The following is an 18,782-nucleotide window of genomic DNA, read 5'->3' as shown; positions in this document are numbered from 1 at the left end:
TACCAAGAAGCGATTGGGTGAAACACCTAAAATTAGTTGTTTGATTGAAGGAGTACGTGAATGAAATATAAAAAAATAATATTTATTGTAATAGCAGTCATACTAATGTTTCTTTACTATAATATGTTTATTTCATACCAAAAGAGTGAATCAAAGCTAAGTTTTCAATTTCAATTGAATGCTGATCAAGCCGATGATTATCAGTTATTTTATATTACCAAGGAAGGGCAAGAATGGTCTGAGGAACAATCTTTTCATCAAGCCTATGATCAATCAGGAACTTGGCAAACTATTAAATATAATATACCCAAGGATGTATATTCTCTTAGATTAGATCTGGGTAATCAGAAGGCGATAGTTAATATTAGGAATATTAAGTTAGTAGGGAACTCTAAAGTTAGCATTTCTCTTAATGATATAATGAATCAACATCATGATATAAAGATAATAAGTATGATGGATCAAAAATCGGAACTACAAGCAACGGATAAAGATCCATATCTAGTGCTAGATATTAAACCAATCCATGATGCTGCTGTAAATGGCATTAACCCTCTTAAAGTTATTCTTGGCTCCTTTGCTAGTATAATAACTACTTTAGTAAGTTTGTATATATTAAATTCAATCAAAGATTTATATAGATTTTTGATAGAGATATATAGAGGAAGACATTTGATTTTCAGCTTAGCTAAAAATGATTTTAAAACGAAATATGCTTCTTCTTATTTAGGGATAGTTTGGGGATTCATACAGCCACTACTTACCATTATTACATATTGGTTTGTATTTCAGGTGGGTTTGCGAAGTGGTAGTGTATCGGACGTCCCGTTCATACTTTGGTTTATAGTCGCTATAATCCCATGGTTTTTCTTCTCTGAAGCCTTATCTGGTGCTACAAATGTATATTCAGAATACAGTTATCTTGTGAAAAAAGTAGTATTTAAGATTGAATTGTTACCTGTAGTTAAGATTACATCTGCATTATTCGTACACTTGTTTTTCATTCTATTTATTTTCGTGATGTACACTGGATATGGATATTATCCTAATATTCACAATGTTCAATTGCTCTATTATTTGATTTGTACAATTGCACTTACTTTTTCATTATCATTAATAACATCTGCTATTGTGATATTTTTTAAGGATTTAAACCAAATAATAATAATAGTTTTGCAAATTGGATTTTGGTTCACGCCGATTGGATGGTCATACACAATGCTTTCTGATTTCTGGAGTAATATATTCAAATTGAATCCAATGTTCTATATTGTGGAAGGGTATAGAGATACCTTCATTAGACAGGTAACCTTTTTAGATCATCCATATTACACGTTTTATTTTTGGATGTTTTGTATAGCTGCGCTTGTGATTGGAGTTAAGAGTTTTAAAAAGTTAAAACCTCATTTTGCAGATGTAATATAAGAGGTAAAGGTGGAATGAAGGTTGAATGAAATAATTAAAATTCAAGATGTTGTGAAATCCTACAAATTGTACGATAAACCCTTAGACCGTCTAAAAGAAGCAATCTCTCCCACTCATAAAATATATCATAAGGAGTTCAAAGCCCTTAATGGTATTTCTTTTAAGGTTGAGAAAGGTGATGCCCTAGGTATTCTAGGAAAGAATGGATCCGGAAAATCAACTTTATTAAAACTAATAACAGGAGTTCTATCTCCTTCAAGTGGTAACATACAAGTAAATGGTAAAATATCAGCCATATTGGAGCTTGGTGCAGGATTTAATCCAGAGTATAGTGGCAAAGAGAATGTCTACTTAAATGGTTTAATGATGGGTTTTACCCGTGAAGAGATCGATAAGAAAATGAATGATATAATTGAATTTGCTGATATCGGTGAATTTATTGAGCAGCCTGTGAAAATTTACTCTAGTGGTATGTTTGCCAGGTTGGCATTTGCTGTTTCTATTAATGTTGAACCGGACATTCTGATTGTAGATGAGGCTTTGGCAGTGGGTGATGTACGTTTCCAAACGAAATGTATTGATAAAATGAAGGAATTAAAGAATAAAGGAACAACAATATTGTTTGTATCTCACGCAACTGAGCAGGTCAAAAGGTTCTGTAATAAAGCAGTGTGGCTTAAGGATGGTATATTGCAAGCCTCGGGTGAATCATCTGAGATTGCTGATTTATATGAGGATTTCATGAAATATAATACTGAACATAGTATTTATAATGAGATTCTAAGTGGAATAAACGAACCAGGAATTACTCAACTAGAGGATTTTGTGAAACCAACCAACCCTGATATTGTAGCATCAATAACAAAAGTGAACTTAAACAAGAATAGTTTCAGAACTTTTGATGAATTAGAAGTTGAAATAGAGTATGAAGTCTATGATGATTATATAGAAGATTTATTATTGGGTGTCGCGATTTATACACCAGATCGCAAATATATATTCGGACCTAATACTCACTTAGAGAAAATTGATATTCCGAATAAATTAGGTAGACATAGAATGAAGTATATTATTTCTAGCCTACCGTTGCTTAGTGGAACGTTTTGCATTGATGTGGGTTTATTTAATAATGAAGGCATAGTATGTCTACACTACAAAGAGAATGTGGTGGACTTTAATATAACGAATAAGTATATTTCAGAAGGATTAGTATATATGAATCATAGATGGGAAGTGTTGGGATGATTAATACTCTCTTTGATCAATATCAAAGATATAACAATGTTCGAAGAATTATCAATAATTTAAGAGTTGATAATGAAAAGTTTCGTGTTCTAGAGGTGGGGGCAAATGAACATCGGAATTTGGAGAAATTCTTGCCTATGGATAACATAACTTATTTAGATATTCAATTGCCAGAGGAATTAATGGATGATCCGAACTATATTCTTGGTGACGCCACGAAAATGCCCTTTCCAGATAACGAGTACGATGTGATTGTTGCCTTGGATGTATTTGAACACATTACAATGGAGAAGAGAAATCAATTTGTAGACGAAATTTATCGTGTTAGTTCTCAAATTTGTATTGTGACTGCACCATTTTATTCTCAACAAGTGGTAGGTGCGGAAACCAGAGTGAATGCTGTTTTTAAAAGCTTATTCAATAAAAACTTTATTTGGCTTGAAGAGCATATGGACAACGTTCTCCCCAGTAAAGATATTCTTGAAGATTATCTTAAGTCGAAAAATATCAGCTATAAGATGATCGGTCATGGGAATATAGATATTTGGGAAAGGCTAATGGGAATTCATTTTTTCGCCGCGAAGAATCCCCAACTGGGGCTTTATCGTCTCGAAATAGATAAATTCTATAATTCATATATATTTGATTATGATTACGTGGAAGAATCCTACAGAAAGGTTGTTGTTTTAGAAAAAAATAGAAAGTGTCCTAAACTAGAAATATCAACTATGGAAGTACCTCAAACAACATTGAGAAAGTTCGATAGGATGGAACGGACATTCTATAATCTGTGTTTAATGATAAATAAGGATGATGAAAAGGATTTAGTGTATGAAGATAAGGTCCAAGTGTTTATAGATTCCGGGCAAGGGTTCTCTGAATCTGAGAGTGAGTGTTTTCAATTTAATGATAAAAAATTAATAAAGCACATTTCGGTTGATCTTCATAATATTAAAGGAATTCAAAGTATAAGAATAGATCCTTCAAACTATAGTGGTTTTTATAGAATTGAAATCCTTAAATTTATTGATGAAAATAATGGGAAATCAATCAACTACCAAATAACAGGTAATTTCGATCTAGAAATATCGGATGTTTATTTTTTTGGAACGGATGACCCTAACATTATATTAAGTCTCGACTTTGAAATAGATATTTTGGGGTTAGAGCTTACAGTTTCTGAATTATCAAAAGAAGAGATTGTTTTTCATGTAGTGAAAATGTTATCGAGTAAAGAAAATGAGATTGTCTCTATAGCTGAAGAATATAAGCACCAAGTTAAGATGAACGAGACGCTTAATGATAACTTGGCTAATAATAATCATAGTTTTGAGGCACTGCGTAGTGAAATGGAACGATTAAGAGAAGTGAATGATGAGACGGAATCAAGGTTGAAGACTTCTACTGAGAAGATTAATGATGATGAGAATGAGAAGCAAGAGCTTATCAGGTTATTGCTTTCAAAAGAGCTTGAACTGAGAGATATATATGAATCAAAAGCTTGGGCATTAGTCGTTAAAATAAGGAAAATACTAGGAAAGTAACTCTGCAAGAAAAACCTGATGAGGAGGATTGTATTGAAGATTAAAGGCATAATAAATCGGATTCTAACTGCGTTAGCTGGATTAATTAGATTTGAATCAACTCTGAATCTTAACCCAATATCAGATCTGAATAAGTTGGATGGGACATGGATATCAACAGGGGGAGATCCAGCGTTCATTTTAGACGGAAGGTTCTTTGGAGGTTGGAATATTATAACTTGGGATTCAGTGAGTTCACATAACATTCCAGTTAAATTATATTGGGATGAGGGTGCTGGCTTTTCTGAAGATAAGAGTATGAATCTGGTTTGGATTACTTCTGGAGCAAGTAAGTATAAATCAACTTTTTATATTCAGCAGAGTGTTAAGAGACTTCGATTAGATCCAGGCGAACAGGAAGTTAAGTTTAAACTTGAAAATATAAAAATAAAGAATACAACAAAGTACTACATATTAGTTGAGTACATTGTGAAGATATTGAAACAACGCGGGTTCAACATCCGGACGTTAAGAACACTTATAAACAAAGCAATTACTGTTTACAAGTACGACGGACTAAAGGGATTGAGTCAAAAAGTAAAGGAATTACAAGGCGGGACTTTTGATAATAGAAACAGCTATGAAATATGGCTTTCAAGGAATCAAGTTACTGAAAATGTTATACAAGAGGCCGAACGAAATATGAGGATTTTTGAATATAAACCATTAATATCAATCATTCTTCCCGTTTACAATGTCGATGAAATTTGGTTAAGGAAATGTATTGATTCAGTTGTAGACCAGATTTATTCGAATTGGGAGCTATGTATATCTGATGATGCATCTACTGAACCTCATATTAAAAAGGTGCTAACGGAGTATGCAGAGAAAGATGAACGAATTAGGGTTGTATTTAGGAAAAGGAATGGACATATCTCTGAAAATTCAAACTCTGCAATTGAAATAGCAATAGGTGAGTATATTGCTTTATTAGATCATGATGACGAATTAGCAATCGATGCGTTATATGAAAATGTTTTATTGTTAAACACAAATCGTGATGCCGATGTTATTTATAGTGATGAAGATAAAATTTCTATTGAGGGTGAGCGCTTTTCTCCATTTTTCAAACCGGATTGGGCCCCGGATTTATTAATGTCTCAAATGTACATATGTCATTTAACGTTGTATCGTAAGGCATTAGTAGATCAACTCGGAGGATTTCGAACCGGATACGAAGGTAGCCAAGATTTTGACTTAATGTTAAGAGCTTCTGAGCTAACTAATAAAATTTATCACATCCCTAAAGTTTTGTACCATTGGAGATCGATTCCTAACTCTACTGCTACTAACACTAAATCAAAGGATTATACTCATGTTGCCGGAATTAAGGCATTGGAGGATGCTATTGAAAGAAGAGGGGGGAATGCTTTTGTTGAATCGATAGAAGATCATTCTAATATATATCTAACAAGGTATTTACCCGTAGGAAATCCAAAGGTATCTATTATAATACCAACAAGAAACATGGTGTCGGTTTTACAAAAGTGTTTAGAATCAATCTTCAAGAAAACAAGCTATGAAAACTTTGAGATAATAATCGTTGATAACAATAGTGATGATCCAGCGACATTTGAAGCTTATCATTATTGGGAAGAACGGGAAAAGTCACGAATTAAAGTATTCTCATTAAACATCCCGTTTAATTATTCTAAGTTAAATAACTTTGGCGTGACTAAAGCAGAGGGTGAATTATTGTTATTACTTAATAACGATATAGAAGTAATATCTGAAAACTGGCTGACTGAAATGGTCGGACAAGCTATCCGTTCAGAGATTGGAGCAGTAGGCGCCTGCCTATATTACCCTGATGGTTCTTTACAGCACGGAGGAGTGGTATTGGGTCTTGGTGGTGTTGCTGGTCATAGTCATAAGCACTTTTCAGCAGAAAGCCCAGGATATTTCCGTAGATTAAAGGTGGTTTCTAACTATACAGCAGTCACTGCTGCATGTTTGATGATACGTAAAGAGATATTTATTGAAGTTGGTGGTTTTGAAGAAGAGCTACAAGTAGCATTTAATGATGTTGATTTTTGCCTTAAAGTTTGGAGTGAAGGGTACAATAATGTATGGCTTCCCCAAGTGAAACTTTATCATCATGAATCGAAGAGTAGAGGCTATGAGGATACTCCTGAGAAGCAGGAACGATTCAAGAAGGAAATTGAATGGATAAAACGACGTTGGGAAAGAGTTCTTAATAATGATCCTGCGTATAATCCAAATTTAACGAAAGACAGAGAGGACTTCTCTCTTGAAGAATCTTCAATTTCATACGAAAATAATATTGGCATTAACAGATCTTGAATTTCAATAAGGGTATTCCGTAATAATTCCAAGAAATACACTGTTGCATGACGAAGAAATCAGATACTGTCATTGACATTAGGAATTTGGATTTGGAAAAGAAACTGTATTTAAAAGTTAGGAAGTACTATAAAAAGCGAAGGGTCGCCGGATGTGCAAACGAAAGCAGAGCAGAATTTGATTTGCTAACTAGCCTATATTCCCGAATGAAAGATAACAAGGGATTTTGGGTTTCGCATTGATTAAGGCAGGAACCAAAACGTAGGCAGAGTGCTCAGATAAGGCTGATCTCCTTGAGGGGGCAGCCTGTTAACAAGTTTTGACCTTATGTAACTTTATCATTATGCATGTCAAGTATTGAGGAGAGATCTGTTTGTTAAAAGAAGCGATTCAACGAGACAAATATTATTGGTTGTTAATAACGATAACTATATTGTTGACCTATGGGTTCACGTTAACAAATTTTTCTATGGGTGTAGACGATGAGAGTTTCAATATTTATATTAATGAAGGTGCCCTTTTAGGTCAGGGGAGATGGGGAGGCTATATAACAAAATTCATATTTAATACTTATGACTTTTTGCCTTTCTGGCGGGACATCATTGGTGTGTTACTTATCACTGCAGGGATTACTTTTTGGGGGTATTTGATACAGAAGTTTTCTAATAATTACTTTAATAATGTCTCCATAATTATTTTTTCTTGTGTAGCTATAAGCTGTCCTTTTATTGCGGATAATTTTATTTTTATGTTGACTACTATCGAGATGGGGACAGTTTTATGTTTAGTCCCCCTATCACTTAACTGTTTCTTCGAATGGGCTATGAATCGGAATTCCTTTAGAAAGGTATTCATTTCTGGTGCTCTATTATTGTATGCACTTTCTTTCTCGGAATTAGCAATCGTTTATTTTTTACTTGGTATATTCATCGTATGTCTTGTAACTGTGTGTTTCTCGGAACGTAAGATGGAGTATACTATTCCAAATATTCTTTTTATTTTGTTGAAAGGATTTTCTTTAATTGTTGGAGTGCTTCTTTTGAATTCAATTATTATATCCATTCTGCAGAAAGTATTTTCAATTAGTCCAAATAAGTATATATTCAATCATATTCAATACGATTTTAGTAGCATTGGAAATTTCATTGATTCTCTTATGAAATTTCTAAAGGCATTCTTTCAATTTGATTATATATCGCAAAATTTGGGCACATTTATTGCATTTTTATCAGGTTTATTTTTACTGCTGTATAGTACTGCTTTTTCCCTGAAAAAGAAAAAAATGATTTATTTATTATTAGGTATTGGATGTGTTCTTGCTGCATTTTCAATGTACTTTATAAACGGGAGCATTCATATTTTAAATCGGATGCTTATAACTAATAGTGTGTTTACTGGTTTTGTTGCTTCATTATTCTATATGTATTTTAAGAATAAATATTTTTTGAAGATAAAGCTTCGCAGGATCACTACTTTATTAATAGTGTTAATCGTATTGTATCAATCAAAGAATATGAACCAGCTGTTTTATACTGACTATTTACGTTATCAGCTGGACCTAGCAAAAATGAATTCCATTGCCGAGGAGATACAAAAATATAGTGGTGGTAACTCTCAAAAAGAAATTGTTTTTATTGGGCAACCTGAAAATTACAATTTAAAGCTCGGGAATACAGAAGGTTACTCTATCTTTCAATGGGATAGGAATTTTGGCCTTCAGAGCCAATTGAGAAATTCAAGTAGGATATTCCGCTTTATGAATTCGCATGGATATAATATTAAACAACTTATAGATATGGACGAGCAAGAGATCATCACTAGAGCTGGCGGAATGGAGCATTATCCGAATGATGGGTATGTTAATAACTTTGGTGAATACGTAATAGTTAAACTTGGACCAATGCCATATGTAACAAGCGAACTTACTTTGACTGAATTTTATAAGAAGTATAGAAATGATACGAGTGGGGTGAAATATTCAAAAGATTGGTTCTCATTTGAAGCCAATATCCTTAGAGTGGAAGGATGGGGGCATGTTGACGGTATGAATTCTTCAGATACGGCTATTCAGGTTGCTCTCTTTAATGATCGAAGGCAATATTTGTTGAAAACAGATACCTTGCTTATGGAAGATGCTGCAGCCGATGTCGATGATGGATTGATTACTAGATTCAGCGTTTCGCTTGATACCACTACACTAATGGAAGGAATCTATGATGTTGCGTTGATCATTAGTGATCATGAGAATACACGAGTAGAACCTATAGGGGAAACTATTCAACTTCCTTAATTCGATTGTCATACTAAATTAGCAAAAGAAAAAAGAGGCCAATGCATTGTTGAAAATAGACTATACATTCTAAACCTAGAAAATGATGTCCTGTAAAAGAGTCCAACTCTGCTATAAATGCTTTTGAATCTTGTCATATAACATTGAGAAGTTCGTGCCGAGTAACATCTAAGGAATGAAATATTGCTCTGATTTTAAATTATATCAGTATATTTAGTTTGGGCTCCTAATTAAAGGAGATGGGGACTTGCTGAAAAAAAGTAATAAAATAGGGGGGGGAACATGATTAATGAACGGAGATTATTTATATCTGCTTTTTTTAGTATAATATTTTCATTTATTTTAATGTATTTTATAGGTATTTTTATTAATCAGGATATTCCAAGCAGTTTATTTCCCGATATTAAATTAATGTTTTCTGTAGATTCAAATTCATTTTTACCAGAACCAGGTGAAAGAAATATATTCGTTATATCAGTATTTTTTATTCCAATAACAATGAGTATTCTCTATATATTTTTAAATAGAATATTGATTAGGATTCCATCACTTTCTTCCAAATTAGTTTATAATGTAACCTATTCGTTAAGTATAGTAATTGTATTGGTTTTACTGATTTTATATAGTCTGCAAGGTGATAATATATTTTTTTTGGATAATTTTTTTGTGAAAGAGTATCCCTTGTTTTTTATAGTAATCATTTTATCTATTGGGGTAGTCGGATATCTTTTTGGGAAATTGGATTACAAGGCTCACACTTACATTAAGTTATCTGATGAAAAATCTAGAATCATAAAAAATTCACTAGTTTTGTTGTTTATTCTTTTTATTGGATTATCGAATGTATATTCAGTTTATTCACTCGCGGATACACCAGAATATTTAAGTCACCTTAATGCAATATTTCATTCTATGGCTGCTGTTTATATGGGAGAGAGTATGTTAGTAGATATTACTAATCAATATGGACTATACCCTCATATATTGGAAATGGTATTTAGGTTAATAGGATTGAATGTTTTTACTTTCACGTGAGAGCGTAAAATATTTTGTGTAAATAGATAAATAGAAAAAGGAAGACCTTTTCTTGTAGAATTGAGTTACCACACAACAATTCAAAGAGAGGTCTTCCCTATGAATCATTTTACAACAGATTTAGTCCAAGCTCTAGTCACAAAACAAGATGTAACGGAAGTATTTCGCAGTCACTTAGAGTGTGCTATGAATCACCTGTTAGAGACGGAGCTTACTGCATTCCTAGACTATGAAAAATATGACCGTATAGGTATGAATTCAGGGAATTCTCGAAACGGTGGCTACTGCCGAACGCTTCATACCGAGTATGGGGACCTGCAACTCAACATTCCTCGAGATCGTAACGGAGAGTTTAAGCAACAGACTGTAGCACCGTACAAACGCTCGAATGATACGCTAGAATCCTTTGTCATCCACATGTTTCAAAAGGGTGTCACGATGACGGAGATTGCCGACCTAATCGAGAGAATGTACGGTCACCACTACACACCACAAACCATATCGAACATGACAAAAGTGATGGTAGAGCATGTCGATGCGTTTATGAAACGACCTCTTGAGGAGCGCTATGTGTGCGTCTATATTGATGCGACCTATATCGCCGTTAAACGTGAAACGGTATCTAAGGAAGCGGTCTACATTGCCGTGGGAATTCGTGAGGATGGCTCCAAGGAAGTTCTTACGTACGCCGTTGCACCGACCGAATCAGCTTACATTTGGAAAGAACTCCTTCAGGACGTGAAACAGCGTGGCACGGAACAAATCCTTCTGTTTATCTCCGATGGACTCACAGGTATTGTGAATGCGATTCAGGAGATCTACCCGCAGGCGAAGTACCAAACATGCTGTGTTCATTTAGCACGTAATATTGCCCATAAAGTTCGTGTCTCAGATCGAGCAGAGATCTGTGAAGACTTCAAATCCGTCTATCGATCTGACGATGAAGCAGCTGGTAAAGCGGCGCTGGCAACCTTCTGTGATAAATGGAAAACAGCATATCCTAAGGTCACTAAATCCCTGCGAGAAAATCCCTATATCTTCACGTTTTACAGCTTTCCTAAGCCGATCTGGAGAAGCATTTATTCAACGAATTTAATAGAATCCTTTAACAAACAGATTAAGAAATACACTAATCGTAAAGAACAATTTCCCCATGAAGAGGCACTAGAAAAATTCTTGGTTTCACAGTTTGAAAGCTATAACCAACGCTTTGCTACCCGTTGTCATATTGGCTTCGATCAAGCTCGATCAGAACTGCTAGCAATGTTCTCTAACAAAAACTAAACGAACTTCTACAAGAGAGGTATATTTTCATTTACACAAAATTCTTGACGCTCCCTTTCACGTTTGTAATGAGCCTTCTAATATCACTGTCATTATATTTTTTATATAAGGTTCTAGATAAATTAATTATTAATAAAGTTTTCTCTGTAATAGCATTTTCTTTTGTCTTATTTTATGGTTATGTACATTTCAAACTTGTAAACCCTGATCCTTATTTTCAGTATTTTCCAATAAGAACACTGTTTCCTACTTTAATAATATATGGATCCCTAAAATATTTTGAAAATAAAAGCTCTTTGAGATATTATCTTGTTACATTGCTATCCTGTATTTCTGTATTGTGGAATTTAGATACAGGCTTAATTGTCTTTTTAACTTGGATATTGGTGCAGATATTTGATGAATGCTTTAATTGGAAAGATGGCCTCTTATTCGTTAGGAAAAGTCTTATACATATATTAGTTTCAATAAGTGCGCTTATTGTTGTTCTAGTACTATTTCTTTTCTATATTTATTTTAGATCAGGAACTATCCCTAATTTATTTGAGTTCTTTAATTATCAAATCTATTTTTATGGCTATGGATTTTTCATGTTACCTATGGATTTAATTCATCCTTGGAATCTAGTTGTACTAGTATATATTATTGGACTCGTCGTTTCATTGAACGCTGTACTTAAAAAAGAGAACACGTTATTAGTAAGGATGATCTTTCTTTTATCTATACTTGGTGTAGGATTGTTAAGTTATTATCAAGGTAGAAGTCATAATCACGTTTTAACACTTGTATGGTATCCTGCATTGATGTTACTGGTAATATTTGTCTACATGCTATACTGTAAAGTTGAAAAAAAGATTGTTAAGGGAGAAAATAAAAACTGGTTGCAAATTTGCGTGTTGTTAACTCTAATTTTATTTATGGCTTCTTCAATATTTAGTCTCTCAAAAGGTAGCATTACAATATATCAATTATTAGAAAATCGTTGGTCATCGACATACGGGAAAAAGGAGACTCCCATTACATCCGGTATTGACTTTATTAGAGAAAATACAAAAGAAGGTGAAGAAACCTTAATATTATCGTATCATTCAGGAGTAGATTATCTATATTCAAAAACTACTGCTCAAATTAATATTCCTGGGATGTCAGAAATATTTTTGAATAAAGAATACGATAAAATTAATGAAGCTATAGTGAACAGTTCTTTGCAAAAGATATTCTTAGATAAAAATTTTTTAAGTAACGTACAACAAAATTATAAGGCAAATATAAAGGTGATAAGTTTGTTGTTCGATAACTTTAAGATTGTAAGCACAAGTGATTATAACAATGTGTTGATGTTAAGTCGAAAGTCTGATAATTTACCATTTAAAAATACAACTTTGTTACCTAATTCTAAGAGCAAGCAGCACTATGTTTTTTATAATGATCTGTTTGCGGTGGATTCTATAAGTAACCAGTTTGTTGGATTTAAGGAGTATTTACCTTCAATCGATCTAGATCAAAAGTTTTCTATTGAAGTTCTATTAAATCCAAATAAAACCCAAAGTCCATACGCCTCCATTATTGGAAATCATCCAGGAAACGGATTTCAAGGCTTTGTAATTCACCAGGAAATCGATAATCCAAATGTATATTCCTTTAACTATGGTGATGGACTTCAGTGGTCTTCCCCATTGAGTTTCCCATTAGAACCAGGAGAATGGAATTACCTTGCCGTTGTATTTAATATAGGGAGTGTTAAAATTTTTAAGAATGGTCAGTTTATTGAAGAGGCAAACGATTCGATACTTGATCATTTCAAAAATAGCGAGATACCACTCTCAATAGGTAATTGGGCAGGTAACGATCGAGAATTTAACGGTACTATTAGAGAAGTAAAAATAAGTGATGGTATCTTGTCAGATCAAGATATACTAGATAATTGGAAGGGTATGCTAGAACACTTGCTAGATTAAAATTATTAATAAATAAGAAGTTTGGTGATTTATGAAGAATCAATCGATTAAGTTCATTATAGTAGGCGTATTAAATACTGTTGTTGGTTTCCTTGTGTACGCTGCATTTATTCATTTCATTCACAACAATTACTTACAAGCGCTTATTACTTCACACATTATTGGTGTTGCCCATAGTTATCTCTGGAATAATAGATGGACTTTTCAACAAAAAAAGTATAATGCAAGAAGTGCTGTGAAATTCATGTCGGTATATGTTGTAACTTTTTTTGTTAATTTGTTTCTACTGGCTATATTAGTTGATACAATAGAGATGAATAAATTAGTTGCTCAAGCGATTGCTCTTTTCTTAACTACTTTAGTTAGCTTTTTCGGTCATAAATACTGGAGTTTTAGAACTTCCAAAAAATCATTAGGAGTGAAGTAATGTTAAAGCAAGGTAATATTGTTGTAATAGAAGAAACACAAGAATATGCGTTGATCTGCGGTACGGAAGCGAATCTAATTCAAGTGTATGCACTATCTAGTAACAAGCCTGAAACATTTTCAGATAGATATAACTTCGAAATTAATCATTTGAATTTAAAGATACCATTGTATTTAGATATCCGTGAAAAATTGAGTTTATCTCCAGATAACGTTAGTTTTTTTACTGAAATTAACAAGGTTGAATATGAGAAAATTATGAGATTAGATATCTTGTCGAAAGTTGAAAACTATTATGAATTAGTTTATTCAGATAGAAATAAAAATTTCGACAAGGATAGTTCCTCTATTGTTTACGGGGGGCGTGTATTTGATGAAAGAGAGATGAGAAATCTGGTGGACTCATCTTTAGACTTTTGGCTAACGGCAGGTCGATATCATAAGCAGTTTGAGAAGGATTATGCAGAGTATTTAGGAGTAAGATATGCGCTGTTAACGAACTCAGGGTCATCTGCTAACTTATTGGCTTTCTCTGCACTAACTTCTCCTAAGTTGAAAGAGAGACGGGTTATGCCTGGGGATGAAGTGATTACGGTAGCAGCAGGATTTCCTACAACTGTTGCTCCAATCATTCAGAATGGTGCTGTACCGGTCTTTATTGATGTTGAGCTAGGTACATATAATATTATGGCAGATCGTATTGAGGAAGCGATCACACCAAAGACCAAAGCTATTATGGTTGCTCACACGATGGGTAATCCTTTTGAGTTAGACAAGGTATTGGCTATCGCTAATAAATATAACCTATGGTTAATTGAAGACAACTGTGATGCGTTAGGTTCAACCTTCAATGGACAATTAACAGGTACCCATGGGCATATCGGGACTTCTAGTTTTTATCCTCCTCATCACATGACTATGGGTGAAGGTGGAGCTGTATATACCAATAATGCTCTGTTAAAATCGATAGTTGAATCATTCCGCGACTGGGGTAGAGATTGCTGGTGTCCGTCAGGTTGCGACAATACATGTAATAAACGTTTTGGATGGGAGCTAGGCTCTTTACCGTATGGATATGACCACAAATATACCTATTCACATATAGGATACAATTTAAGAGTTACTGATATGCAAGCGGCTGTCGGCGTTGAGCAATTAAAGAAAGTACCTGCGTTTGCTCAAGCTAGAAGGGATAACTTCAACCGTTTATATCAAGGGTTAAAAGATTTAGATCAATACTTTATTTTGCCAAGAGCAACAGTTAATTCAGATCCAAGTTGGTTTGGCTTTATATTAACGGTACGTGACGATGTTAAATTTACTAAGAATGAGATTGTTAGTTTCCTTGAAGCAAACCGCATTCAAACTCGTATGCTCTTTGCAGGAAATCTAATTAGACAACCTGCATACCAGGATGTGAATTATCGGATTCACGGAGACCTGACTAATACAGACAAGATCCTACATGATACCTTCTTAGTTGGTGTATACCCAGGGCTAACAAATGAAATGATTGATTATGTAATTGAAAAAATCAGAGGATTTGTTCTTTCAAAATAGTTAACTAGGAGGTTCATACATGAAAGTAGTTATTCTTGCAGGTGGTTATGGAACTAGAATTAGTGAGGAATCACACCTTAGACCTAAGCCAATGATTGAAATTGGACAGCGACCGATTCTTTGGCACATTATGAAGCAATATTCTCATTATGGATTTAATGATTTTATCATTTGTTTAGGTTATAAAGGATTTTTTATTAAGGAGTATTTTGCTCACTATTTTCTTCATGAATCTGATGTGACATTTGACTTTCAAAATGAGAATCAACTTGTGACGCATCATCATACTGCTGAGCCATGGAAGGTGACATTGGTTAATACAGGAATAGAAACTATGACCGGTGGTAGAGTGAAACGGATTCAGCATTATGTAGGCGATGAACCATTTATGATGACTTATGGCGATGGTGTTTCTGATGTCAATATAGCAGAGCTTGTTAGTAATCATAAACTCCACGGAAGACTTGCTACGGTTACAACTGTACAACCAAATGGTAGATTTGGGGCATTGGATATTACACCAAGTAATGAGGTTATGGGTTTTCAAGAGAAGCCTAAAGGCGATGGTTCTTGGATTAATGCTGGTTTCTTTGTTTTACAACCCGAAGTTTTCAACTATATCTCTGATGATAGTACGATATTTGAGAAGGATCCACTGGAGGGTTTAGCAAGAGATGGCGAATTAATGTGCCACAGGCACGAAGGATTTTGGCAGCCTATGGACACATTAAGAGATAAGAATCATTTAGAAGAACTTTGGAAATCCGGAGAGGCTCCTTGGAAGACTTGGGATAGTAGAGAATCGGTGATAATCAAATGATAGAGAAGTCATTTTGGAAAGATAAGAGGATCTTTTTAACTGGACATACTGGTTTTAAAGGTTCTTGGCTCTGTTTGTGGTTATCTTCCATGGGGGCCAAAGTGACGGGTTACTCTCTTGAACCTACTACTCAACCTAACCTGTATGAACTTTGTGAAATTGAGGATTTAATTCATAAAAGTATTATAGCTGATATTAGGGATAAGGAAACAGTCGAAGCAGCCATGCTGGAATCACAACCTGAAATTGTTATTCATATGGCGGCCCAACCTCTTGTGAGAGAATCTTATAAGAACCCTATTGAGACCTATTCAATAAACGTAATGGGTACAGCAAACCTTTTTGAAGCTGTGAGACAATGTGAAAGTGTTGTAGCTGTTGTTAATGTCACGACTGACAAATGTTATGATAATAAGGAATGGGTTTGGGGTTACAGAGAAAACGAACCACTTGGTGGATATGACCCATACTCAAGTAGTAAAGCGTGTTCAGAACTGGTTACAAGTGCCTATCGGAATTCTTTCTTTAATGGAACAAATGATGGAAGGACCGTGGCAGTTGCTTCAGCTAGAGCGGGTAATGTCATAGGGGGTGGCGACTGGGCAGCAGATCGTCTTATACCTGACTGTATTAGATCAATATTATCTGGAGAATTGATAAAACTTAGAAATCCTTATTCAATTAGGCCATGGCAGCATGTACTGGAACCATTAGGAGGTTACCTGCTTCTAGCACAGAGACTTTATGAGTCTGGATTACAATATGCTAGTGCTTGGAACTTCGGACCCCATGATGAAGATGCTAAACCTGTTGAATGGATTGTGAGAACAATGTGCCTAAAGTGGGGCGCAGGAGTGGATTATGAAATAGATAAAGATCCACAACCACATGAAGCTCAATATCTAAAGCTTGATTGTTCGAAGGCCGGAAATGAGTTGAACTGGCACCCCAGATGGAATCTTGAACAGGCTATAGATAAGATTATTGAATTTACTATGGCTTTCCAAAAACATGAGGATTTAAGAGAATTGTGTCTTAAACAAATCGATCAATATCAAACTGCGTAGTTAGGAGATTGCAAAATGAAGCTTTCCGATTATGTTATAAATTGTATAAAAGAAGAAGGCGTCTCTCATGTATTTGAGTTTATAGGTGGAGCAATTGTTCATCTATTAGATTCTATCTCCTATAGGGATGATATTGAATGTATATCTGTTCGACATGAACAGGCGGGAGCATTTGCAGCTGAAGCATATGCAAGAATGAACGGGAAACTTGGTGTAGCTATGGCTACCAGTGGACCAGGAGCATTGAATTTAGTTACGGGTATTGGGAGTTGTTATTTTGATTCGGTACCCTGTCTATTTATTACTGGACAGGTAAATACCTATGAATATAAGTTTGATAGACCTATTCGACAAATAGGGTTCCAAGAGACGGATATAATAAGCGTGGCTAAGTCTTTGACCAAATATGCAGAATTAGTTACAGATCCTACGAAGATTAGATATCACTTGGAGAAAGCCATTTATCTAGCACAAACAGGACGTCCAGGTCCTGTCCTTCTAGATATTCCTATGAATATACAACGAGCAGACATTGACGTAGATAATTTGGAAAGTTACTTTGATAGCTCAGAGTACTTAGATAGCGTAAATAGTTACAGTATTGAAGAAGAAAAGTATGATAATATTATTCATTTGTTGGAGAAGGCAGAAAGACCGTTAGTCTTGGCAGGTGGTGGTATTAGGGTTGGAAATGCCGTTGAGGAACTCAATGGTTTTCTAAATAAAACAGGAGTTCCAATTGTTAGCTCCTTAATGGGCTTAGATGTAATATCTCATCATAATCCTCAATACTGCGGATTGATTGGTTCCTATGGCAATAGGTACAGTAATATGACGTTAGCAAATTGTGATTTGCTTATAATATTGGGCTCAAGATTGGATAGTAGACAAACGGGAACCAGACCGGACACATTCGCTAGAGCTGCAAAAAAAATCCATGTTGATATTGATGCGCTGGAGCTTAATAGTAAAGTTCAAGCGGATATTTTAATTCAATCAGACTTAAAGGGCTTCTTGACGGAGATGAATACAAGGTTAGAAAACTACGTGAGGACGGATATTACTGAGTGGTTCGGAACCATTAGTAACCTCAGAGAAAAATACCCTACCTATTCCTTTACTCCGATTAACAAGGAAATAGAACCTAATCGGTTTATACAATTGCTTTCATCTAAAAGTGAACAGATCGGAACTATATGTCTAGATGTAGGACAACATCAAATGTGGGCATCTCAATCATTCCAACTTTCTGAGAATCAAAGACTATTAAATTCAGGCGGAATGGGTGCAATGGGATTTGCATTACCAGCAGCGATTGGTGCTGCCTTAGCCTCAGACAAAGATGTATTAGTTATTGCAGGTGATGGTGGGATTCAATTGAACATACAAGAATTGGACACTATAACTAGATTTAATTTACCTATTAAGATCGTTATCTTAAACAATAGTTCTTTAGGTATGGTTAGACAATTTCAAGATTTATATATGGATGGAAGACAACAATCTACGGTTAATAAGAATCCATCTTTTATTAATATTTTCAATGCATATGAGATACCGTCTTTCCAAATGGGTTCTATGGATGATGCAGATCAGCTAGATGAATTTTTGAACACCAGTGGACCAGCATTTTTAGAAGTTAAATTAGAAAAAAATACTGAAGTACATCCTAAATTAGTTGTTAATAGACCTATTGAGGATATGTTTCCATTCTTAGAGCGCGATGAATTAAAAAAAGATATGTTGATTGATCTTGTAGAAGAAATGGAAATCCCTAAATAAAAG

General features: G+C 34.5%; 13 protein-coding genes. All 13 read left to right on the top strand.

Annotation, left to right across the window (positions count from 1 at the left end):
• The first annotated feature begins 60 nt into the window (after positions 1-60).
• The 13 genes from NST85_RS25910 to NST85_RS25850 all read left to right on the top strand — a co-directional run bounded on the left by NST85_RS25910 (position 61) and on the right by NST85_RS25850 (position 18,779).
• Positions 61-1,425: an ABC transporter permease gene (locus NST85_RS25910; RefSeq protein WP_341190789.1), complete on the top strand. Its 1,365-nt coding sequence runs from the start codon at positions 61-63 to the stop codon at positions 1,423-1,425.
• A 21-nt stretch (positions 1,426-1,446) separates the two neighbouring features.
• Positions 1,447-2,670, top strand: a complete 1,224-nt coding sequence (locus tag NST85_RS25905; RefSeq protein WP_341190788.1) for an ABC transporter ATP-binding protein — start codon at positions 1,447-1,449, stop codon at positions 2,668-2,670.
• Entirely contained in the window at positions 2,667-4,214 is a 1,548-nt protein-coding gene (locus NST85_RS25900; RefSeq protein ID WP_341190787.1) for a class I SAM-dependent methyltransferase, read from the top strand. Before NST85_RS25905 ends, NST85_RS25900 begins: the two co-directional genes overlap by 4 nt.
• Positions 4,215-4,247: 33 nt before the next feature.
• Positions 4,248-6,557 carry a glycosyltransferase family 2 protein gene (locus NST85_RS25895; protein WP_341190786.1) on the top strand — a complete coding sequence of 770 codons (2,310 nt, stop codon included), beginning with the start codon at positions 4,248-4,250 and terminating at the stop codon, positions 6,555-6,557.
• 373 nt (positions 6,558-6,930) lie between these two features.
• Entirely contained in the window at positions 6,931-8,847 is a 1,917-nt protein-coding gene (locus NST85_RS25890; protein WP_341190785.1) for a glucosyltransferase domain-containing protein, read from the top strand.
• Between the two features lie 282 nt (positions 8,848-9,129).
• On the top strand, positions 9,130-9,882 hold the full coding sequence (locus NST85_RS25885) for a hypothetical protein (RefSeq protein ID WP_341190784.1): 753 nt from the start codon (positions 9,130-9,132) through the stop codon (positions 9,880-9,882).
• A 99-nt stretch (positions 9,883-9,981) separates the two neighbouring features.
• Positions 9,982-11,166, top strand: coding sequence for an IS256 family transposase (locus NST85_RS25880; RefSeq protein WP_341189008.1), 1,185 nt, complete (start codon positions 9,982-9,984; stop codon positions 11,164-11,166).
• Positions 11,167-11,234: 68 nt separating this feature from the next.
• Positions 11,235-13,124 carry a LamG domain-containing protein gene (locus NST85_RS25875; protein WP_341190783.1) on the top strand — a complete coding sequence of 630 codons (1,890 nt, stop codon included), beginning with the start codon at positions 11,235-11,237 and terminating at the stop codon, positions 13,122-13,124.
• Between the two features lie 31 nt (positions 13,125-13,155).
• Positions 13,156-13,551, top strand: a complete 396-nt coding sequence (locus NST85_RS25870) for a GtrA family protein (RefSeq protein ID WP_341190782.1) — start codon at positions 13,156-13,158, stop codon at positions 13,549-13,551.
• Entirely contained in the window at positions 13,551-15,110 is a 1,560-nt protein-coding gene (gene rfbH / locus NST85_RS25865) for a lipopolysaccharide biosynthesis protein RfbH (RefSeq protein ID WP_341190781.1), read from the top strand. The genes NST85_RS25870 and rfbH overlap by 1 nt, the downstream gene beginning before the upstream one ends.
• A 19-nt stretch (positions 15,111-15,129) precedes the next feature.
• Positions 15,130-15,930 carry a glucose-1-phosphate cytidylyltransferase gene (rfbF, locus tag NST85_RS25860; RefSeq protein WP_341190780.1) on the top strand — a complete coding sequence of 267 codons (801 nt, stop codon included), beginning with the start codon at positions 15,130-15,132 and terminating at the stop codon, positions 15,928-15,930.
• Positions 15,927-16,997, top strand: coding sequence for a CDP-glucose 4,6-dehydratase (gene rfbG, locus NST85_RS25855; RefSeq protein ID WP_341190779.1), 1,071 nt, complete (start codon positions 15,927-15,929; stop codon positions 16,995-16,997). The genes rfbF and rfbG overlap by 4 nt, the downstream gene beginning before the upstream one ends.
• Before the next feature lie 15 nt (positions 16,998-17,012).
• Positions 17,013-18,779, top strand: coding sequence for a thiamine pyrophosphate-binding protein (locus tag NST85_RS25850; RefSeq protein ID WP_341190778.1), 1,767 nt, complete (start codon positions 17,013-17,015; stop codon positions 18,777-18,779).
• The last annotated feature ends 3 nt before the right edge of the window (positions 18,780-18,782 follow it).

It is taken from the genome of Paenibacillus sp. FSL K6-2524 (assembly GCF_038005525.1).
GTDB classification, from domain to species: domain Bacteria; phylum Bacillota; class Bacilli; order Paenibacillales; family Paenibacillaceae; genus Fontibacillus; species Fontibacillus anaericanus.
This window is presented reverse-complemented; position numbering and strand designations above follow the sequence as displayed.

What these genes read in the sequence shown, in the direction of transcription:
- rfbG (WP_341190779.1), top strand. Translation starts at nt 15,927, where the DNA reads ATGATAGAGAAGTCATTTTGGAAAGATAAGAGGATCTTTTTAACTGGA.
- NST85_RS25900 (WP_341190787.1), top strand. Translation starts at nt 2,667, where the DNA reads ATGATTAATACTCTCTTTGATCAATATCAAAGATATAACAATGTTCGA.
- rfbH (WP_341190781.1), top strand. Translation starts at nt 13,551, where the DNA reads ATGTTAAAGCAAGGTAATATTGTTGTAATAGAAGAAACACAAGAATAT.
- NST85_RS25875 (WP_341190783.1), top strand. Translation starts at nt 11,235, where the DNA reads ATGAGCCTTCTAATATCACTGTCATTATATTTTTTATATAAGGTTCTA.
- NST85_RS25850 (WP_341190778.1), top strand. Translation starts at nt 17,013, where the DNA reads ATGAAGCTTTCCGATTATGTTATAAATTGTATAAAAGAAGAAGGCGTC.
- NST85_RS25910 (WP_341190789.1), top strand. Translation starts at nt 61, where the DNA reads ATGAAATATAAAAAAATAATATTTATTGTAATAGCAGTCATACTAATG.
- NST85_RS25885 (WP_341190784.1), top strand. Translation starts at nt 9,130, where the DNA reads ATGATTAATGAACGGAGATTATTTATATCTGCTTTTTTTAGTATAATA.
- NST85_RS25870 (WP_341190782.1), top strand. Translation starts at nt 13,156, where the DNA reads ATGAAGAATCAATCGATTAAGTTCATTATAGTAGGCGTATTAAATACT.
- rfbF (WP_341190780.1), top strand. Translation starts at nt 15,130, where the DNA reads ATGAAAGTAGTTATTCTTGCAGGTGGTTATGGAACTAGAATTAGTGAG.
- NST85_RS25880 (WP_341189008.1), top strand. Translation starts at nt 9,982, where the DNA reads ATGAATCATTTTACAACAGATTTAGTCCAAGCTCTAGTCACAAAACAA.